9 protein-coding genes are annotated in these 21,904 nt (G+C 54.9%); 7 read left to right on the forward strand and 2 right to left on the reverse strand.

The features are described 5' to 3' along the window. The first annotated feature begins 48 nt into the window (after positions 1-48). The gene (locus ACQY4Z_RS15605; protein ID WP_428522713.1) at positions 49-11,409 is read left to right on the forward strand and encodes a cadherin domain-containing protein; all 11,361 of its coding nucleotides are present in this window, start codon (positions 49-51) and stop codon (positions 11,407-11,409) included. Between the two features lie 70 nt (positions 11,410-11,479). On the opposite strand, the gene ACQY4Z_RS15610 is transcribed toward ACQY4Z_RS15605, so the two are convergent. Together ACQY4Z_RS15610 and ACQY4Z_RS15615 are read right to left on the reverse strand one after the other, a co-directional pair. Beyond that, positions 11,480-12,985: a TolC family outer membrane protein gene (locus ACQY4Z_RS15610; protein ID WP_428522715.1), complete on the reverse strand. Its 1,506-nt coding sequence runs from the start codon at positions 12,983-12,985 to the stop codon at positions 11,480-11,482. A 198-nt stretch (positions 12,986-13,183) separates the two neighbouring features. Beyond that, positions 13,184-15,223, reverse strand: a complete 2,040-nt coding sequence (locus tag ACQY4Z_RS15615; RefSeq protein ID WP_428522717.1) for an EAL domain-containing protein — start codon at positions 15,221-15,223, stop codon at positions 13,184-13,186. A 603-nt stretch (positions 15,224-15,826) separates the two neighbouring features. Between ACQY4Z_RS15615 and ACQY4Z_RS15620 the strand changes: the two genes are divergently transcribed. The 6 genes from ACQY4Z_RS15620 to ACQY4Z_RS15645 all read left to right on the forward strand — a co-directional run bounded on the left by ACQY4Z_RS15620 (position 15,827) and on the right by ACQY4Z_RS15645 (position 21,876). Then, a complete protein-coding gene (locus ACQY4Z_RS15620) occupies positions 15,827-16,495 on the forward strand; it encodes a GntR family transcriptional regulator (RefSeq protein ID WP_428522719.1) in 669 nt (222 codons plus the stop codon). Between the two features lie 346 nt (positions 16,496-16,841). Continuing rightward, the gene (locus ACQY4Z_RS15625) at positions 16,842-17,633 is read left to right on the forward strand and encodes a DeoR/GlpR family DNA-binding transcription regulator (protein WP_428522721.1); all 792 of its coding nucleotides are present in this window, start codon (positions 16,842-16,844) and stop codon (positions 17,631-17,633) included. Next, on the forward strand, positions 17,630-18,694 hold the full coding sequence (locus ACQY4Z_RS15630) for an ABC transporter ATP-binding protein (RefSeq protein WP_428522723.1): 1,065 nt from the start codon (positions 17,630-17,632) through the stop codon (positions 18,692-18,694). The genes ACQY4Z_RS15625 and ACQY4Z_RS15630 overlap by 4 nt, the downstream gene beginning before the upstream one ends. A gap of 83 nt (positions 18,695-18,777) precedes the next feature. Next, positions 18,778-20,061 (forward strand): ABC transporter substrate-binding protein, encoded by a 1,284-nt coding sequence (locus ACQY4Z_RS15635; protein ID WP_428522725.1) that lies wholly within the window; start codon positions 18,778-18,780, stop codon positions 20,059-20,061. A 109-nt stretch (positions 20,062-20,170) separates the two neighbouring features. Next, positions 20,171-21,058: a carbohydrate ABC transporter permease gene (locus ACQY4Z_RS15640; RefSeq protein ID WP_428522727.1), complete on the forward strand. Its 888-nt coding sequence runs from the start codon at positions 20,171-20,173 to the stop codon at positions 21,056-21,058. Further along, positions 21,055-21,876, forward strand: a complete 822-nt coding sequence (locus ACQY4Z_RS15645) for a carbohydrate ABC transporter permease (protein WP_428522729.1) — start codon at positions 21,055-21,057, stop codon at positions 21,874-21,876. Before ACQY4Z_RS15640 ends, ACQY4Z_RS15645 begins: the two co-directional genes overlap by 4 nt. The last annotated feature ends 28 nt before the right edge of the window (positions 21,877-21,904 follow it).

Consider the following 21,904-nt stretch of genomic DNA (forward strand, 5'->3'; position numbering starts at 1 on the left):
GACAAGCCTGCGCGAATGGCTCCATGATCTAATGGAGCTTGTGCGAGCATGGCTGATACCGACACCACGAAAACATCTGGCAAACCGACCGAAGGCGCGGGCGCAGAAGCGGCAGCGCGAACCAATTCTGGTGCGAATTCGCCAAATACTGCCCGTGCGGAAGCTCAGGCTGGTGACCCGTATAAGCCAGAGGATGGAACTGACTACTCCTTGTCAATCAACCCGGAGGACACGGGAGAGGCGACTGTTGCGAACCTGTTCCAAGCCGTTCCTCTTGAATATGAAGGCAGCGGAGGCGCGCTCCATGACGGTGAAGGTCTGTCAGGTGATGGCGGTCTGAACGGTGCAGCGGGCGGGGATGGTCCGCGCAATGGTCTGGGTTTGCAGCGCAACGACAATGTGCCGCTCCCCGATGGGCTGCAAGATGTTGCAGAAACGTCCGATGGCGGCTTGGGCGATGTCGGTGGAATTGGAAACGGCGAAGTTCCAGAAGCTCGTGGTCTGGACGCAGGACTTTCCCAATTCAACCTCGGTGGTCAAGGCATTCCGACAAGCGACGACGGCATTGGTGATGGTATTGGCGGCGGCGGCGGCGGAGGCGGCGCCGGTGATGGTGGCACCACGATCTTGGCCGATGACGATGGTGACGATGATGGGGATGACGGCGGCAATGACGTCGGCGGCGATGGCGGCGGTGGTGATGATGATCCCGGTAGCCCAATCGGCCCGTTGACCGACATCAACCTCGACACGAACTTCGTTGAGGAAAATGCCGATCCAGGAACAACTGTTGGAGTGGTCGCGTTTGCAGAGGATCCGGACGGAGATGATGTCACATACTCCATCATCGGGGATTCTCCTTTCGTGATCGACCCGGAAACCGGTGTGATTTCTGTTGGTCCTGGAGCTGTCATTGATCGTGAAGAAACGTCATCCATCAGTGTGACGGTTCAGGCAACATCCAGCGATGGGTCCTCCGTTGTCGAGACCTTTATCATCCAGATTGGGGACGACAACACAGAGTTTGAGATCGGTCCTGTGGTCGATACCGATACGACCGATAACTTCATTCTGGAAAATTCCGACCCGGGCACCGTTGTCGGTGTTACGGCATTTGCCGAAGATCCGGACGCAACCGATACGGTGACTTATGAAATCATAGGCGACACGCCGTTCGTCATTGACCCGGTTACGGGTGTCATCAGTGTTGCCCCAGGTGCTGAAATCGACCGTGAAACCACGCCGTTCTTTGATGTAACCGTTCAGGCGACATCGACAGATGGGTCAACATCTCAGGAAACGTTCCGGATCACCGTCGGTGACGACAACTCCGAATTCCCGATCGGTCCGGTGATCGATACAGACGAAGATGCGAACTTTGTCCAGGAAAACGCTATCGGTGGAACCGGCATCGACGTGACGGCCTTTGCGGAGGACGAAGACGCGACCGATACGGTCACCTATGAAATTGTAGGTGATAGCCCTTTTGTGATCGATCCGGTCACAGGCGTTCTGACGGTGAAAGATGGCGCGGTGATCGATCGGGAAGAGACCCCATTCATCGACGTCACAGTGCAGGCAACATCGACCGACGGGTCGACCTCTTCCCAGACCTTCCGGGTGCAGGTGGGTGACGAAAACGAGTTCGAGATCGGCCCGGTTACCGATGTCGACGATGAGACGAACTTTGTCGAAGAAAACTCCGATGGGGGCACCGTCGTTGGCGTCACTGCGTTTGCTGAAGATCCGGATGCCACAGATACGGTTACCTATGAGATCATTGGTGACTCGCCATTTGTCATCGATCCAACGACCGGTGTGATCACTGTTGCCCCCGGTGCCGACATCGACCGTGAAACCACGCCGTTTATCGATGTGACAGTTCAGGCAACATCCACTGACGGATCAACCTCTCAGGAGACTTTCCGTGTCACCGTAGGCGATGCCAACGAGTTTGGTATCGGGCCGGTTACCGATACCGACACAGAACAAAACTTCGTCGTGGAGAATTCCGATCCGGGCACGGTCGTTGGTGTGACGGCTTTTGCAGAAGATCCAGACACATCAGACACAGTGACGTACGAGATCGTAGGCGACTCGCCGTTTGTGATTGATCCGGTAAGCGGTCTTATCACCGTCGGTCCTGACGCGCAGATAGATCGGGAGGCCACGCCGTTTATTGATGTGACAGTCAAAGCCACGTCCACAGACGGCTCGACGTCGCAAAATACCTTCCGGGTCAAGGTCGGAGACGAGAACGAGGGTGATATTGGACCGGTCGTTGATACCGACAAGTCGAACAATGACTTGAACGCGGTTGCGGAAAACGGCACGGGCGGTGAAGAGGTCGGTATTACCGCCTTCGCCGAGGATCCGGATGCATCGGACACGGTGACCTATTCGACCGACGACCCGCGGTTCGATATCGATCCGGATACCGGTGTTCTGACGGTCAAGCCGGGCGTCAGCTTTGATTACGAGCAGACCAAGTCTGTTGATGTTGAGATCACTGCGACCTCGTCCGATGGCTCGTCTTCAACCGGGACGTTCACGGTCGAGATCCTGGATGTGAACGAAGCGCCTGATCTCACCTTCGAGACCGGCGATGTGGATGGCGTCAGTGCCACCATTACCTTTACATCTGAAGCGGCGGGCTACAGCAACTCCTTCGGTGTGTTCGTCATGGACGCCAACGGGGATCCTGTTGCCGGCCAGATCGTCTGGACCAACGGCAACGAGCTGACCCCTGGCGAGACGGCGACTGTGTCCTTTCCGAACGTGGATGCAGCCAACATCGGTTATTTCCTGATCCCGGACGGCGCCGACAAGAACCCGGGCATCGCCGCCGGCGACATGGTCACGTTCCAGAAGGACGGAGATGGCAATTGGCAGGCCGTTGCACAGGACGGCACGCCGTTGACCGGGCAAGATGCCAATGTCTACTTCTCCGGTGACGCAAGCCTCAATCCCGATGGCGTGGATCACACGGTTGAAAGCGGCGTTACAATCGGCTTCGAAGACCTGGTCAACAATGGCGATGAAGACTTTGATGATTTTGTCTTCCAGACACAAACAACCGACTTTGAGTATCGGACAACGATCGTTGAGGAAGTCGAAGGTGCGGAAGCTGCTCCTCTGTCCGTAATTGATCCGGATGAGGGCGACACACACACCTTCACAGTGTCCGACGAGCGGTTCGAGGTTGTTGTTGCTGGGGACAAGTATGTCCTGAAGCTGAAGGACGACCAGGCGCTCGACTATGAGACTGAAACGCAGGTGAGCGTTACCGTGACGGCCACCGACAGCGGCGGATTGTCCGACACGGAAACCATCATCATCGATGTGATTGATGTCGATGAGAGCAAAGAGCCGATTGGCCCGCTGTCCGACAGCGACAACAGTGACAACCTGGTTGCGGAAAACTCCGATGCTGGCACCGTTGTTGGCGTGACGGCGTTTGCGACCGATCCGGATACTGTTGACACCGTCACCTATGAGATTGTTGATCAGACCTCACCGTTCGTGATCGATCCGACCTCTGGTGTGATCTCGGTTGCACCAGGTGCGGATATCGACCGTGAAACCACGCCGTCGATTGACGTCACGGTCAAGGCGACGTCCACAGACGGGACGTCCACAACGAAGACCTTCACGGTTGAAGTTGGCGATGAAGACGAGTTCGACATCGGTCCGGTCACGGATGTTGATACAAGCGACAACACCATCTCCGAAACCGCGGATGGCGGCGAAGACACCGGCATCACGGCCTTTGCCGAGGACGAAGATGCGACCGATACGGTCACCTATGAGCTGACCGGTGGCGGTGACCGCTTTGAGATCAATGAGACCACGGGTGTCATCAAGGTCAAGGACGGTGCGCAGTTTGACGCAGAGATCGAGCCAACTGTCGATGTGACCGTGAAAGCGACCTCCACGGATGGATCGTCGTCCAGCAAGACCTTCTCGATCGACGTCACCGACGGCAACGAGCCGCCGGATCTCATCGTTGAGTATGGCGACATAGGCACCAACCTTATCAAGAACGGCTCGTTCGAGTCCTTCGACGTTGCCACTGGAAAATGGAGCCAGTTTTCTGAAGACAGTTCTGGTGCCTGGACCAGCAATGGCAAAATGGAGGTTTGGGACAACTTCGGCGGTATCAAGGCCACCGAGGGTGAGCAGCATCTCGAGCTCGATTCTGAAAAGAACGTCAACTCCATCTCGCAGACTGTCGAGACGTCGGTGGGGCAGGTTTATGATCTTTCCTTCGACGTCCAGGCGCGGCGGGATGATGCTTCCAACACAGTTGAGATCTACTGGAATGGTGAGTTGGTCTCTACGGTCGATCCGGCATTCGGCTACTGGGAAACAGTTGAGTTCCAGGTTGTTGGCACAGGGGGCAATGACGTCCTGGAATTCCGCGAAACCAGTGAAGACAACAACACCTATGGTGCGTTCATCGATAATGTTGAACTGACCGGCACGAACCGGATCGGCGTTTATGAAGAATTGGAAGGCGCCAAGGTTGTTCCGCTTTCCGTCATCGACCCGGATGTGGGCGACACGCATACGTTCACGGTGTCCGATGACCGCTTCGAGGTGGTTGCCGCCGACGGAAAGTATCTGCTGAAGCTGAAAGACGATCAGGCGCTCGATTATGAGACCGAGCAACAGGTGACTGTCCAGATCACCGCAACCGACACCGGTGGTCTGTCTGACACGGAAACGGTTGTGATCGATGTCATCGACATTGACGAGGGTGCGGAACCGATTGGCCCGCTGTCCGACAGCGACAACAGTGACAACCTGGTTGCGGAAAACTCCGATGCTGGCACCGTTGTTGGCGTGACGGCGTTTGCGACCGATCCGGATACTGTTGACACCGTCACCTATGAGATCGTTGATCAGACCTCACCGTTCGTGATCGATCCGACCTCTGGTGTGATCTCGGTTGCACCAGGTGCGGATATCGACCGTGAAACCACGCCGTCGATTGACGTCACGGTCAAGGCGACGTCCACAGACGGGACGTCCACAACGAAGACCTTCACGGTTGAAGTTGGCGATGAAGACGAGTTCGACATCGGTCCGGTCACGGATGTTGATACAAGCGACAACATCATCTCCGAAACCGCGGATGGCGGCGAAGACACCGGCATCACGGCCTTTGCCGAGGACGAAGATGCGACCGATACGGTCACCTATGAGCTGACCGGTGGCGGTGACCGCTTTGAGATCAATGAGACCACGGGTGTCATCAAGGTCAAGGACGGTGCGCAGTTTGACGCCGAGACCGAGCCAACTGTCGATGTGACCGTGAAAGCGACCTCCACGGATGGATCGTCGTCCAGCAAGACCTTCTCGATCGACGTCACCGACGGCAACGAGCCGCCGGATCTCATCGTTGAACTGGAGAATGCGTCCAACGAGTTGGTGATCAATGGTGGTTTCGAGAATTTCTCCGGAACCTTGAGTGGCACAGATGGCACCGGTTGGTACGACACACCGGATACCATTGAGGGCTGGACCTACAATGATGTCGATATTCACCAGTCTGCGCGTCACGGCGAAGGCACAACGGACGGTGCGCATCGTCTCGACCTGACAGCCGACGACAACGGCACGATCTCCCAGACGATCGAAGGTCAGTTGGACGGACATGTTTACACGCTGTCCTTCAACATGAACTCGCGTGGCAACAAGTCCGGTGAAGGCGTTGCCGAGGTCTACTGGAATGGTGAGCTCATCGACACTATTGATCCGACCGATGGTGGCGGTGGTTGGCAAAGCTACAGCTATGATATCGTTGGTGGGTCGGGTGACGGCACCAACACGCTGACCTTTGTCGAAAAAGGCTCTGACAACAGCCATGGCACCTACATCGACACCGTGTCGATCAAAGCTGATGGCCGCATTGCGATCCTGGAAGAGTTCAAGGGCGCGGAAGTCGCGCCGCTTTCCGTCATCGACCCGGATGTTGGCGATACGCACACATTCACCGTGTCCGATGACCGGTTCGAGGTTGTGGCCGCAGATGGCAAGTATCTGCTGAAGCTGAAAGATGACCAAGCGCTCGACTATGAGACCGAGCAACAGGTTACCGTTCAGGTTACCGCAACTGACAGCGGTGGTCTTTCTGACACTGAAACAGTCATTGTCGATGTAATTGATATCGACGAGAACGAGGGTGATATTGGACCGGTCGTTGATACCGACAAGTCGAACAATGACTTGAACGCGGTTGCGGAAAACGGCACGGGCGGTGAAGAGGTCGGTATTACCGCCTTCGCCGAGGATCCGGATGCATCGGACACGGTGACCTATTCGACCGACGACCCGCGGTTCGATATCGATCCGGATACCGGTGTTCTGACGGTCAAGCCGGGCGTCAGCTTTGATTACGAGCAGACCAAGTCTGTTGATGTTGAGATCACTGCGACCTCGTCCGATGGCTCGTCTTCAACCGGGACGTTCACGGTCGAGATCCTGGATGTGAACGAAGCGCCTGATCTCACCTTCGAGACCGGCGATGTGGATGGCGTCAGTGCCACCATTACCTTTACATCTGAAGCGGCGGGCTACAGCAACTCCTTCGGTGTGTTCGTCATGGACGCCAACGGGGATCCTGTTGCCGGCCAGATCGTCTGGACCAACGGCAACGAGCTGACCCCTGGCGAGACGGCGACTGTGTCCTTTCCGAACGTGGATGCAGCCAACATCGGTTATTTCCTGATCCCGGACGGCGCCGACAAGAACCCGGGCATCGCCGCCGGCGACATGGTCACGTTCCAGAAGGACGGAGATGGCAATTGGCAGGCCGTTGCACAGGACGGCACGCCATTGACCGGGCAAGATGCCAATGTCTACTTCTCCGGTGACGCAAGCCTCAATCCCGATGGCGTGGATCACACGGTTGAAAGCGGCGTTACAATCGGCTTCGAAGACCTGGTCAACAATGGCGATGAAGACTTTGATGATTTTGTCTTCCAGACACAAACAACCGACTTTGAGTATCGGACAACGATCGTTGAGGAAGTCGAAGGTGCGGAAGCTGCTCCTCTGTCCGTAATTGATCCGGATGAGGGCGACACACACACCTTCACAGTGTCCGACGAGCGGTTCGAGGTTGTTGTTGCTGGGGACAAGTATGTCCTGAAGCTGAAGGACGACCAGGCGCTCGACTATGAGACTGAAACGCAGGTGAGCGTTACCGTGACGGCCACCGACAGCGGCGGATTGTCCGACACGGAAACCATCATCATCGATGTGATTGATGTCGATGAGAGCAAAGAGCCGATTGGCCCGCTGTCCGACAGCGACAACAGTGACAACCTGGTTGCGGAAAACTCCGATGCTGGCACCGTTGTTGGCGTGACGGCGTTTGCGACCGATCCGGATACTGTTGACACCGTCACCTATGAGATTGTTGATCAGACCTCACCGTTCGTGATCGATCCGACCTCTGGTGTGATCTCGGTTGCACCAGGTGCGGATATCGACCGTGAAACCACGCCGTCGATTGACGTCACGGTCAAGGCGACGTCCACAGACGGGACGTCCACAACGAAGACCTTCACGGTTGAAGTTGGCGATGAAGACGAGTTCGACATCGGTCCGGTCACGGATGTTGATACAAGCGACAACACCATCTCCGAAACCGCGGATGGCGGCGAAGACACCGGCATCACGGCCTTTGCCGAGGACGAAGATGCGACCGATACGGTCACCTATGAGCTGACCGGTGGCGGTGACCGCTTTGAGATCAATGAGACCACGGGTGTCATCAAGGTCAAGGACGGTGCGCAGTTTGACGCAGAGATCGAGCCAACTGTCGATGTGACCGTGAAAGCGACCTCCACGGATGGATCGTCGTCCAGCAAGACCTTCTCGATCGACGTCACCGACGGCAACGAGCCGCCGGATCTCATCGTTGAACTGGAAACTGGTTCGAAGCAGTTCATCGTGAACGGCAGCTTTGAGGACTTTGATGGACAGTTGGGCGGTTCGGATGGGTCCGGTTGGTACCAGGATCCGAACTCGATCGACGGCTGGTCCTATGACAACGTTGATGTGCATCAGGCGGGCCACAACAATTTCGGCGCTACTGATGGCAATCACCATCTGGATTTGGCTTCGGTCACGAACGGATGGGCATCGCAGCAGATCGAAGGCCAGATGGAAGGTCAGGTCTACGAGCTTCAGTTTGATATGAAGTCCCGTGGCGGTGTTGGTCAGAGTGTTGCCGAGGTTTACTGGAATGGCGAGCTGATCGACACGATTGATCCGGCGACCACTGGAACCGGTTGGCAGACCTACAACTACAACATTGTCGGTGGATCCGGTGATGGTTCCAACACGCTGACCTTTGTTGAAATCGGTTCTGACAACAACGGTGGTGCGTTGATCGACAGTGTTTCCATTGTCTCCGACAACCGGACTGCTGTTGTTGAAGAATTCTTCGGTGCGGAAATCGCCCCGTTGTCGGTCATCGACCCGGATATTGGGGACACCCACACGTTCACGGTGTCTGATGACCGGTTCGAGGTTGTTGTTGCAGGGGACAAGTATGTCCTGAAGCTGAAGGACAATCAGGCGCTCGATTATGAGACTGAAACGCAGGTTACTCTGGAAGTAACTGCGACTGATCAGGGCGGTCTTTCCGACACGGAAGTCGTGGTGATCGATGTCATTGACATCGATGAGACCAACACTCCGCTCACTGATCTCATTGATAGCGACACATCGGATAATGTGATCGCCGAGGGCGCAACGGCCGGCACTGTTGTTGGTTTGACGGCGTTCGCAAATGAGCCGGATGTCGGGGACAGCGTGACCTACGCGATCACGGATGCCCGTTTTGAAATCGACCCGGACACTGGTGTGGTAACGGTTGCGGACAATGCCAGCTTTGATGCAGAGCAGACACCGTTTATCGATCTGGACGTCACCGCGACTTCCACAGATGGATCAAGTGTCACTGAGACCTTCCGGATTGATGTCACGGAGTTTGATGAGCCGCCGGTGGCAAATGACGATGCGGCGACAGTCGGGTTGACCAAGACATCGTTCTATTACAGCGATGACGACGGAGAAATCCATCTCATCAGTTCTGACGGATCGGACGTCGTGATTGGCTCGACCGGTGTTGGTGCGATGACGGACATCGCTTTGGACAACTCCGGAAACCTCTACGGTATCACGTTCAACAAGCTCTACTCTGTTGATCCAGATACTGGCGAGGCGTCGCTCATTTCAACCTCTCGGTTCGGAACGTCGATGAACGCTTTGGAGTTCGGGCCGGATGGTACGCTCTACGCTGCGGATACTTCCGGGAAACTGTACTCAGTCGACGTGAACGATGGCAGTCTGACCAAGATCGGTCAGATGGAGTATGGCTCTGCGGGCGACTTGGCCTTCTCTGGCGACAAACTGTACTTGTCGGCGTCGAACGGCAAAATTGTCGAAATCGATCCGGATACCGGGGCGACCATTGATGTAGTTGCGACGTTGCCAGTGTCGAACGCCTTTGGTTTGGTCGGCGACGAAGGCGGCCAGCTCTATGCCTTCACCAATGGCGGGCGTGTCTATCAGATCGACCCGGAGACAGGGACTGTTTCCATCCCGGATGCCTATGTCATGAACGACAGCGGATGGGGCGCAACGGAAACGGCCGACTCTTCCGGTCAGACCGCGAAGGTGGAAGGCAATGTTCTTACCAATGACACGGATGCGGAAGGTGCTCTGACGGTCACGAATGTCTCCTTCGACGGCCAGGACTATGCGCCAGGCTCGACCATCCAGGGTGACTACGGATCGCTGCTGATCAACTCGGACGGTACGTATACATACATCCTTGATCCCGACAGCCCGGCCGCGCAGGCACTTGGCCAAGGGGATTTTGATGTCGAGGTGTTCACCTACACGGTCACGGATAGTGCCGGTAACACGGACACTGCAAATCTGAAGATCACGGTCAACGGAGATGATTATGGACCGGCAGTGCCGAACACAGATATCGGCCCGGTTCAGGATGCCGATTCTTCCAAGAACCTTATTGCCGCTTCTGTTGCTGCTGGTGCACTGGTCGGATTGACCGCGCTGGCAGAAGATGTGGATGCCGCAGACACGGTGACCTACACGATCGACGACAGCCGGTTTGACATTGATGAAGACACCGGAGTTGTGACCGTGGCTGATGGCGCAACCCTGACCCCGGGTGAAACCATCGATGTTGTGATTACCGCAACGTCCAGCGACGGGTCGCAATCGTCGGCGACGTTCCCGATTGAGGTAACGGATGGTGACGGAGGCGGTAATACTGCGCCCGATCTCATCGTGGGTGACGCTGTCTATAAAGGCAAAGGCGGTCATACAGATGATCATCATGATGACCATCACGGTCATATCAAAGATGGCCCGAAAGGCTCGCATGATCACGATGATGACGACGAGGACGGTAAGCCACATGGTCACACCGACGACGACGGCATTTATGTCGCCGAGAACTCTTCTGGTGCTGGTGTTGTGGCTTTGTCAGTCGTTGATCCCGACGCAGACGACACGCATACATTTACGGTTTCTGATGACCGGTTCGAAGTGGTGTCCGATGGCAGCGGTTACATGCTCAAGCTCAAGGATGGTGTCTCGCTGGACTTTGAAGAAGAGCAGAGCATCACGCTCGATGTAACGGCGACCGACAGCGGTGGACTTTCGGATACGGAGACCATCACGCTGGATGTCATCGATGTTGACGATAGCAGCGATGATACCCCACTCGTTAGCCAAGCCGACGATGATGATGATCGTGATGACGATGATGATTACGGCGATGATGACAACTATGAGCTCGCTGCCTCATCAGTCAGCAGCACCAGCAATGATGAGGACGGCAATGATGATGACGAGAGCGACGATGAAGACAGCAATGTCATCGAACTCCCGACATTCCAGGTCGGCACGGAAGATGACGATGAGCTGATTGGTGAAGGTGCCAATGACGCCTTGTTCGGCAAGGGTGGCGACGACACCTTGAGCGGGGAGGGAGGCAATGACGCCCTCTTTGGCGGCCCGGGTGATGACGCGCTCGATGGTGGTTCCGGCGACGACAGCATGAACGGCGGTGACGGTTCTGACGTCTTTGCCTACATGCTGGGCGACGGCAACGATTCCATCTATGGCGGTGCCGGTGAAAACTGGATTGATATCATTGATCTCGGTGATGGCGCCGATGGTACCCAAATCGGTGAATATGGGACCGACTGGTCGGTGACCGTGACCGATGGCAGCATTGAGAACGTCGATCCGCTCAACGGAGAGGTGTCCTTGTCTCAAGACTCCGGAGGTCATATCGATCTTGCGGATGGCGGCCGCGTCGACTTTGCCGAGATCGAGGGTATCCAATACTCCTGATCCTGATGACCTGAACAACATGAAAAAGCGGGCTTTGGAGCCCGCTTTTTGATTCTCAAATAGCTTTTGATTATTGGATCGGCGGAAGTGCTTCTGCCTGAACGATCAGCGGTTCGGTGTCTGCGATTTCAATAACGCCAGATTGATACGGGTCGTTTTCCGTTGGCCCTAGGCGCAAGTCCCAAGTATTGAACTCGGGGATAATCCGGGATGGCGGTGCGGGCCGCTCTTCGATAATCGCAAAGTGCTGCGGTGCCAGCCGGCCGATATTGGCCAATAGGAAGAAATCCGCAATCTTGGCATCATACTGGGCCCGGACGTAGTCGACCTGGCTCAACAGCAGCTCACGTTCGCCATCCAGAACGTTGAGCAATGTACGCTGTCCGCTTTCAAACTCAACCTGCAGGCCCTTGACTGCGCGTTTGTTGGCCTCGATTGCCCGAACCCCGGCCTTTGCGCGAAGCCGCGCTGCCGCCCGCTGTTTCATGGCCCGAATGACATTCTCACGGATGATCTGTTGTGTATCGTCCAGCTCATACTCTTCCTGTGCCGCGGTGTACTTCGCGCGCTTTACGGACGCGATGTTCCTGCCGCCGGTAAAGAAGGGAGCCGTGACCCGAATGCCAAGCCGGTAGTCTTCCCGGTCGCGGTCGCTGAAGTCCCGGCGGTAGCCGTTTGACCATTCTCCTTCCAAGGAGACCCGGGGCAACATATCGCCCACAGAGGCTCGGGCTGCATAGCGTGCTGCCCGAGCGTCATTCATCGCGGCGCGGATGGATGGGTTGTTTTGGAAGGCGACTGTGATTGCATCGTCAAGGCCTGCCGGTTCAATGGTCTTGGGGATGCCCGGCCAGCCAATTTTACCGGGTTTTTGACCGGTCAGCCGCTCATAAAGCGCTTCAGAGGCTTCCAGATCGCCTACGGCCTGATCTTTGTTTCCTTGAGCTTCAGCGAGGCGGGCAAGAGCCTGTTCGATGTCGGTACGCGTGGCATCGCCAGATTTGTAGCGTGCTCGTGCAGCATTCACCTCACGCTGCACAACATTCGTGTAAGACTTTAAATACGCCAGTACGCCGCGGTCCCGGACCACGCGCAAATAGGCATCCGCTGTGTTGAACAACAGCGTCTGTTCGGCACCGATGAGCTGGTTGCGGCCGGATTGGGCTTCTTCATGGGCCTGATTGAGACGGTTTACACCGGCAAAACCCTGGAAGAGCGTCTGCGACATGGAGACGCCGAGTTCGTGAAAATACTCCCGGTCGCTGGACAATGTGTCTCGCGTATTCCGAAACGAATTGTGTTCTCCGACATAGCTGCCTGTAACCGTTGGCAGAAACTCAGACCGTGCTGTCCAGACGCCTTGATTTGTCGCCTGGTATCTTGAGCGTTCGGCTTTCAGTCCGGGGTTCAACGCATATGCTGCGCCCATCGCCTCTTCAAGTGATTGCGAATATGAAGACGTTCCTGACATTACGACACCCACCAAGGCAACGCTCACCATCAGCAATCGCGAGAGCGTTTGCCGGTTGTTGCGCCTACCAATATCGGCTTTCAAGGATGCGTTCAGGTTTGTCATAGCAGCACCAAATTCGTTATCTGCTACCAAGGTAAAGTTTTATAGTTAATCAAAAGTAAGTGTAATCAAGTGTTTATGGTTAATATTTGTAAACTAAATGGTAGTTTTCATACTGTGATAATTTGCGATAATATTAATAACTAAGCTGGTGTTGTTAATTATTTAGCTTGGTTGTCCGATGTGGGGGCTTGTGAATCACTAACCGACTTGTCTGTTCTCGTCTTCACGGCCTGATTTGATTTGGGACGGAAGCAAGTGCTTGCCAAAGAAGAAGCCCTGTACTTCCTGACAGCCCATCTCCTTCAAAAAATCCAACTGCTTTTCTGTTTCGACGCCTTCCGCAATTACGGGAATGCCGAAACTGTGCCCAAGCAGGATCGCAGATCGAAGGATTGCTCTGGCTTGCGGGCTTTGCTCAAGGGACTGGGTAAAAACGCGATCGACCTTCAATTTATCGAAGGGGAATGCCTGCAATGTGTTGAGCGAGGAATAACCCGTCCCATAGTCATCCATGGCGACCCGGACTCCCATTTCCTGCAGCGACACGATCGTCTGGAGCACCCGTTCATGGTCTTCAATGGGAGTGCTCTCGGTAAGTTCGATTTCAAGGCGCTCGGCTTTCAAGCCTGTTTCCAGCAAGACGGTCGAGACCAGTCCGCTGAAGTCGCTACGAGTGAACTGTGAGGGTGAGGCGTTGACCGACACGCTGACCGGATCCCGCCAATCCGCGGCTGCGCGGCAGGCCTCACGCAGGACCCATGCTCCGATATCGAGGATGATGCCGGAGCGTTCAGCGATCGGAATGAAATCTTCCGGAGGGATTTGGCCTTTTTCTGCGTGGCGCCAGCGCACCAGAGCTTCGTAGCCGATCAATTGTCCTGTTTTTGTTTCGTTTTGTCTTTGAAACAGAAGGTTCAGCTGATTGTCGAGCGTCGCATAGCGGAGATCTGCTGCCAGCGCAGCTTCCCAACGGTTGTTTTCCTCCATGCCGGTTACATAGGGCTGAATGGAGTTCCCGCCGATGGATTTTGCCTGTTTCGCAGCAAGATTTGCCCGCTGAACCAATTGCGCCAAGTTCTGTCCATCCCTGGGCGATACAGCGACGCCGATGCTGCATTGAACGGAAAGCCGGTAGGTTTCTGTTTGTATAGGCCGTCTTGCCAAATCCCGGACCTGACGGGCCAGGTGTGTGGCCTCGTCAAGGGTATTTGCCGAGGGATTGATGATCAGAAATTCGTCGCCATAAAATCGCGAAATAACAACCGGTTCAGAGAACTGAGCCCGGAAGAGAATAGACATCTGCTTGAGCACGGCATCGCCGGTCGCGTAGCCGTGTAATTCGTTTACCGCTTTGAACTGGTCCAGGCTGACAAGAACAACGGCGCACATCTTCTCATTTTGCTCAGCATCCTTTAGAAGTCGTTCTGCAATGTTTTCGACGTACCGGCGGGTGGGCAAATGGGTGAGCGGATCCTGCAGTGCCAGGTGCCTATAGGCCCTGCGTGACTGGTGTTTATAATGGTGATCGAGAGCATCTCCAGATGCTGCAAATACGGCGCAGAGAACAGGCAGCAAAACCGCAATGACGAGGGTTTGTGACACCGGCAGCAGGTTCATTCCCGGCGGAAACCAGTATGGTATCTCCGGTGAGGCGGTTACCGGTGCGACAAGTAGGGCGGCGATCGCGGGAACGGAAAAAAAGCTCGCGGCTAACGCCACTCTATTTCTTGACGCGAGGTTGAGTGCAAGGGGAAACAGCGCGGCTCCAAACAGTGCTCCAAGCACCAGTGGTCCCCCTCCTGCGGATGCCGTTCCTGCCTGCATCCCGGCAACTTTGAAAGACACTGCGACTGCAAGAAAAGTAACGGCGTTGACCATGCCAAAGACGGTGCCGCTGATTGCCAACATCAATCGATTGTTGATGAATTGCGAAAGCCAAAAGCTTGCGTAAGTGCCGGCAACCGCAAAAAATAGACTGGCAAACAAAGTGGTAGATTGAAATCCGGTCTGTGATGTTGGAATGGGTGCGGCTGCGGCAAACACGCCGGCAGCCCAAAGAGTTATCCCGAATACTAAAGAGCCCCAAATCAGTCTAATGGTACGTGCCTTGCCGACGCTCTGGTTTAACTTGCCGATCAGTTGAACAGAAAAAACCGCTCCGGCGATACAAAGCGCCAGCGAAAAAAATAACAGTACAGAATTGTAGTTTGACGATAATAAAGCTGTCGTCAAGTTCATAAAAGCCCCCACGCACTGGGTTAAATCTTATGCTAAAAGTAATAACAAACAGTTTTTGTTTGATTATTGCGTATTGTCTATTTCTCTATTGTAATAAATTCTGATGTAAATGTTGGGTCGTGTATTTTCTCGGCTTTGGTCGCTAGCTCTGGCAATAGCTTAAACCGTGTGTGTGATATCCATCCGCGAGTTCTGAGAAGGTCAAAGCAACAACCGTTCCCGCTGGTGTGTGTGGTTGACCGGGATTTTAGGTGAAGTTGTTGTTTTCTGGCAGAAGGTTTTCGCCAATCTTCCAGCGTCTATCCGCATGTCATATTGGCAGTTTTACGAATTATTTTATGTTGAGTGTATTTCAAATTTATTTTTTAATAACAATATCTTATTTCGAATGTGGTATTATCTATTCCGTTACGTAACGTGTTTAAATAAAATCTTAATGATAAAATTTACATGCCAGAATGAATTTGGCCTCAGAACCGTCCCTCAACAAACTCGTTTGATGCAATTCTGCTGCTTCTCGTATGCCAATGAGACGGCCAGGAGCGGTAGCGTCTGTCCAAAGCGGGTTTTGTGCCGTGCCACAAGAACCAGGTTCGCCCGCCAATGCTTGCTCGTTTCAAAGAGACCCGCGTTAACAACGCATATGAAAAACTTAAAACAGATATACTTAGCGGTGAACTTGCGCCCGGATTTCAGGCGCCCGAACCAGAGATAGCTGCCCGTCTTGAAATGAGCCGCACGCCAGTCCGCGAAGCGTTGATCCGTTTGGAGGCAGAAGGGTTGGTGTCGTTGATCCCGCGGCGGGGGGCGAAGGTGTTGTCCATCCAGCTTCAGGACCTTATAGAGGTGATGGAAATCCTCGCAGCGCTTGAGGGGCTGGCGGCCTCAATTCTTGCTCGACTTGAAAACAAAACCGATGCGCTTGCCGAGTTGGAGTGTGCGTCGACTGCAGCGTTGCTTGCGCGGGAACAGAACGATCTGAACGGATGGATTGATCAAGACGACCGCTTTCACAGAATAATTGCCAAATACAGCAATGCACGCCTTGAGCGGGAAATCGGTTTGAATCTGGATCAGATCCATCGGGCGGTCCGTGTTCTCACACGAATGAACGGCGCTCCTGTTGAGGCGGATGCAGATCATCGCTCTTTAATAGAGGCTTTCTCAGGTGGTAATGAGAATGCAGCAAGCGAAATAGCCCAGGCTCATAGATTGAGTGCCTTGCAAGCACTGAGATCTGTTTTCGAACGTAGCGGCGTTTCGCAATTGTAATTTTTTCCAGCAGCTTATCGATAACTCGATGTTTTTTTGATTGACAAGGGTTCCGGCGCGGATCCGATCTCTACAAAACGGGCACCGCTGACTTGCGAGGAAGCCTCCAGAGCGCAATTGATTTCCGTTTCTGAGAGGCGACGGTAGCCAGACACTCGCTCGGCGTTTTGCGACAATTTTCAAACTCACGGCTGAAACTGTCATAGCATTTTCATATGAGCGTCGAATAAGGTTCATATGAAAATGATTGATTGTTGGGAACAGCCGCTGAGCGGTTCGATCCGGATTTGTTTGTACCTGGTCGGACGAGATATGGCAGCGGCGGCAGGAATGTTGGGTGCGTCGTATGCTCGGGCAAATTGATATCACAAAACGGCAGGCAGAGATTGCTGATCTGGTTCAAAAAGCCGGATTTGCTTCAGTTGATGAATTGGCCGAGCGGTTTGAAGTGACAACCCAGACAATTCGCCGCGATGTAAACGGACTTTGTGAACTCGGAATTCTGCGCCGGACCCACGGTGGCGTCGAGCCACCGGCGCGCGCTGCCAACATCCACTACTCCACCCGGCAGATTCTGAACCTTCCTGGCAAGCAGGATATCGCCCGTCAGGTCGCAGCTCGGGTTGAAAACAATCAGTCCATAGCTTTTTCCATTGGTACAACGCCTGAGATCGTAATGCAGGCTTTGACCGGCCACGAGAATCTGGCGGTCTTCACCAACAATTTGAACGTAGCGTTCAGTGCATCAAGCAATCCGTCTTTTCAGGTCACGATTGCGGGTGGTCGGCTGCGCTACGGCGACAGGGATGTTCTTGGGTCATCTGCCCAGTCGTTTTTTGCGAACTACAAGGTGGATATCGGCATCTTTGGTGTTGCCGGCGTCGATGAAGACGGCACGTTGCTTGACTTCCATGAAGACGAGGTCGCGGCCCGTCAGGCTATTCTGGCCAATTGCCGGACTTCCTATCTTGTTCTCGACAACAGTAAGTTTGGCCGGAGTGCCCACGTTCGGGGCGGCCACTTGAGCGACGTCACAGATATTTTCACCGACAAGCCTGTGCCTCAGGCCTTTCTGGAGAGTTTGAAAGATGCACAGACCATTGTTCATCTCCCCGGATCGGCGGAGGGTGAACAATGACAGACCTGTCCAGTGCCGGTAAGCCGATCGTTCTGGAGAACATCTCCCGGGTCTGGGGGGAGACGGTGGCCGTCGATAACCTCAGCATCACAATGCCCGCGGGGTCTTTTACAGCTCTGTTGGGGCCATCCGGTTGTGGCAAATCCACGACCTTGAGGATGATCGCCGGACTGGAAAGCGTTTCGTCGGGGAGCATCAAGATTGGTGAAAGCGATGTGACCCACACACCGTCGTCCAAGCGAGACTTGTCGATGGTGTTTCAGTCCTATGCGTTGTTCCCGCACTTGTCGGTCGCAGAGAACATCGTCTTTGGTTTGAAGGTACGCCGCGTTGGCCGCGCGGAACGCGATGAGCGCTTGCGGAAGGTCGCTGACCTTCTGGGCTTGTCCCAGCTTCTGGAGCGGAAACCCGGCCAGCTTTCCGGCGGTCAGCAGCAGCGGGTTGCGCTGGGCCGGGCGATTATCGGCGAGAAGCCGATCTGTTTGATGGACGAGCCGCTGTCCAATCTTGATGCTAAACTTCGCCACGAAATGCGGGTGGAAATCCGGGCGCTGCAACGGCAACTCGGTTTTACCATGGTCTATGTCACCCATGATCAGGTTGAAGCCATCACAATGGCAGACCAGGTTGTCCTGTTAAACAAGGGACAATTGGTTCAGGCCGCAGGCCCGCGTACGCTTTATGATCGGCCGGCCACACCCTTTGCAGCCCGGTTTATCGGCACGCCGCCGATGAACTTGTTCCCGGCAGCGGCCTTTCGAAAACTTGAAAATGCGCCATCGCACAAGTTGGGTGTTCGCCCGGAAGCCATGCGCCGCCAGGTGGGTGGCCCACTGGAGGCGACGATCCGTACTGTTGAATATCTTGGAGCGGACATTCTCGCCGACTGCGTTGTTGCTGATACGGCGTTTCAAGTTCGGTTGGCGACCGCAGATCCGGTTACACCTGGTCAGTCCATTGAACTCGGCTTTGAGCCGGATGCCTTGCACGTCTTTGATGCGCAGTCCGGTGCGCGCCGGGATGATCTTGTTTCTGAAATTGGGGCGCAGTTGCGCTCCTGACAGTCTACGTGGGCCCGCGTGGAAACCCCGCCCTGTGCGGATGTTCAAACCCTAGGAAGTCATTAGCCTTAGGAAGAAAACGAATGTTGAAGTCCACTTTCCTGAAGGCCGTTGCTGCAACGGCTTTGACATTCAGCACCTGGGCGTCCGCTCAGGCTGTTGATCTTCAGTTCTATTTCCCGGTTGCTGTCGGCGGCAAAGCAGCTGACACCATTCAAGAGTTGACCGCTGAATACGTCGCTCAAAACCCGGATGTGAACATAGACGCGGTCTACGCTGGTTCCTATCAGGACACAGTTGCCAAGGCGATCACTGCTTCGCGTGGTGGCAACCCGCCGCAACTCAGCGTGATACTGTCCGTCGACATGTACACACTGATCGACGAAGACCTCATTGTGCCGTTCGATGACTACCTCACCACCGAGGAAGACAAGAAATGGCTGGAAGGTTTCTATCCTGCGTTCATGGAAAACAGCCAGACTGGTGGCAAGACCTACGGCATTCCGTTCCAGCGCTCCACGCCGGTTCTTTACTGGAACAAGGAAGCTTTCAAGGAAGCTGGTCTTGACCCGGAAGTTGCTCCTGAGACCTGGGAAGAAATGGTCGAGTTCGGCAAGAAGCTGACCAAAAAAGACGCGTCCGGTAATGCAACGCAATGGGGTGTGCGCATCCCGTCTTCCGGATTCCCATACTGGCTGTTCCAAGGCCTCGCCATCGCGAATGGTGCAGAGCTTGTGAATGCGGAAGGCAACAAAACCAACTTCGATGATCCGAAGGTTGTTCAGGCACTGCAATACCTTGTTGACCTGAGCACCAAGCACGAAGTGATGGCTCCGGGCATCATTGAGTGGGGCGCGACACCGAAGGCTTTCTTCGAAGGTCAGACGGCAATGATGTGGACCTCCACCGGCAACCTGACCAATGTGCGTGACAATGCGCCGTTTGATTTCGGTGTTGCAATGCTGCCTGCAAAAGTGACCCGCGGCGCGCCGACAGGTGGCGGCAACTTCTATCTGTTCAAGGGTGCGTCCGATGAGCAGAACAAGGCCGCTGTCGAGTTCGTTCAGTGGATCACTGCGCCGGAACAGTCTGCAAAGTGGACCATCGCAACCGGCTACGTCGCGCCGCGCGCCGAGACCTGGGAAACCGAAGAGATGAAAGCCTACACGGCTGACTTCGCTCCGGCTCTGGTTGCCCGCGATCAGCTTGAGTTTGCCAAGGCCGAGCTGTCCACCTACCAGAACCAGCGCGTCACCGGCATCTTCAATGACGCCCTGGCAGCTGTCATCACTGGTCAGAAAGACGCTGAGGCGGCTTTGAAAGAAGCGCAGGCACAAGCTGACGAGATCCTGGCGGAATACCGCTAAGGAGGGTCGGGGAGCAGCGCACCGGACCACGGCCCAGTGCGCTGCTTCTCATTTTTGTTGACGGCTATTGAAAATCGGGCCGGGAATAGATTTCCGGGTTGTGACGCGCATGCAGACGTTGAGACTGAAACGTGACTGGATCTATGGCTGGCTCTTGTTGCTGCCCGCACTCGTGTTCCTCTTTGCTTTTACGCATATCCCGGCTGTCACGACGCTCTTGAACAGCTTCTTTTCCACGCCCCGTGGCCGCCGTCCGGCGAAATTCATTGGGCTCGATAATTACGAGCGCATGCTCAACGACGCGGTCTTTTGGAAGGTGCTGTGGAACAATCTATGGTTTGCCATCGGCACCATCCCGGTCTCCGTGGCGCTGGCTATTGTCATGGCTCTTTGGGTCAACGACAAGCTGGCCGGTCGCAGCTTTGTCCGCATGGCCTATTTTACACCAACCGTTCTGCCGCTCATTGCCGTTGCAAACATCTGGCTGTTTTTCTACACGCCCGGCTTTGGCCTGTTTGATCAGGTCACCGGCTTTCTGTTCGGCTGGCCGGCATCTAACTACCTCGGCAAACCGGACACTGCCCTCAACGCCATCATTGTGGTGACTGTCTGGAAAGAAGCCGGGTTCTTCATGATCTTTTATCTGGCGGCGCTCCAGGCCATCCCCGTTTCCTTGAAGGAGGCGGCGCAGATTGAAGGCGCGGGGCGCTGGACCGTCTTCTGGCGGATCACGTTCCCTCTCTTGATGCCAACGACCCTGTTCGTTTGTGTCAATGCGGTAATCAACTCGTTCCGGCTCGTTGATCACATCTTCATTCTGACTGATGGTGGTCCGGACAATGCTTCGGCACTTTTGCTGTTTTACATCTATGAGGTTGCTTTCCGGTTCTGGGAAACCGCCTACGGTGCAACACTCACCGTCGCTCTGTTGGTTTTGTTGTCGCTCCTTGCCATTGGCCAGTTCTTCTTCTTCGACCGCAAGGTGCATTACAAATGAGCCGCGCCTCCGACATGTTTGATCGCTTTTTGAATACCTTTGCTGCTTGGGCGCTGGCGCTTCTGTGGATCCTGCCACTCGCCTATGCGGTTTGGACTGCTATTCATCCATCGGCGTATGAAGCCAACTTCGATCTCTTTGCGCCGCTGACGACGGAGAACTTTGTAAAGGCGTGGGAGGCTGCGCCGTTTCACCGCTACTTCCTCAACACTTTCATTCTGGTGACGATGATCCTGGCGGGGCAGTTCCTCCTGTGCACCTTGGCCGCCTTCGCCTTCGCACGGTTTGAGTTCCCCGGGCGCAATGTCCTGTTTGCGTTGGTGCTCCTTCAGTTGCTGGTCATGCCGGACATTCTGATGGTGGAAAACTATCAGACCATGCGGTTGCTGAATCTGGTCGACACCATTCCCGCAATTGCGCTGCCGTACATTGCTTCCGGCTTCGGAATCTTTCTGCTGCGCCAGACCTTCATGACCATCCCGAAGGAACTGGACGAGGCGGCCCGGATTGAAGGAGCTTCGGTTCTGGGCGTCTTATGGAAAGTCTACATTCCGCTCGCAAAACCAACCTACCTCGCCTACGGACTGGTGTCCGTCAGTCACCACTGGAACAACTTTCTTTGGCCCTTGATTGTGACGAACTCGGTCGAAACACGTCCGGTGACCGTTGGCCTTAGTGTGTTTTCTGCCATCGACAGCGGGATCGAATGGTCGGTGATCAATGCAGCGACGCTCATGACGTCCGGTCCTCTTTTGATCGCATTCCTTTTGTTTCAGCGCCAGTTTGTGCAGAGCTTCATGCGCGCTGGGATCAAGTAACAGCTACAGGTGTTGAACAAGGCAAAGC

Origin of the sequence: Roseibium sp. (assembly GCF_965276855.1) — a bacterium.
GTDB lineage: Bacteria > Pseudomonadota > Alphaproteobacteria > Rhizobiales > Stappiaceae > Roseibium.

Excerpts from the sequence above, each read along its gene's own strand:
- ACQY4Z_RS15605 (WP_428522713.1), top strand. The coding sequence starts at position 49 with ATGGCTGATACCGACACCACGAAAACATCTGGCAAACCGACCGAAGGC.
- ACQY4Z_RS15610 (WP_428522715.1), bottom strand. The coding sequence starts at position 12,985 with ATGACAAACCTGAACGCATCCTTGAAAGCCGATATTGGTAGGCGCAAC.
- ACQY4Z_RS15615 (WP_428522717.1), bottom strand. The coding sequence starts at position 15,223 with ATGAACTTGACGACAGCTTTATTATCGTCAAACTACAATTCTGTACTG.
- ACQY4Z_RS15620 (WP_428522719.1), top strand. The coding sequence starts at position 15,827 with ATGCTTGCTCGTTTCAAAGAGACCCGCGTTAACAACGCATATGAAAAA.
- ACQY4Z_RS15625 (WP_428522721.1), top strand. The coding sequence starts at position 16,842 with ATGCTCGGGCAAATTGATATCACAAAACGGCAGGCAGAGATTGCTGAT.
- ACQY4Z_RS15630 (WP_428522723.1), top strand. The coding sequence starts at position 17,630 with ATGACAGACCTGTCCAGTGCCGGTAAGCCGATCGTTCTGGAGAACATC.
- ACQY4Z_RS15635 (WP_428522725.1), top strand. The coding sequence starts at position 18,778 with ATGTTGAAGTCCACTTTCCTGAAGGCCGTTGCTGCAACGGCTTTGACA.
- ACQY4Z_RS15640 (WP_428522727.1), top strand. The coding sequence starts at position 20,171 with ATGCAGACGTTGAGACTGAAACGTGACTGGATCTATGGCTGGCTCTTG.
- ACQY4Z_RS15645 (WP_428522729.1), top strand. The coding sequence starts at position 21,055 with ATGAGCCGCGCCTCCGACATGTTTGATCGCTTTTTGAATACCTTTGCT.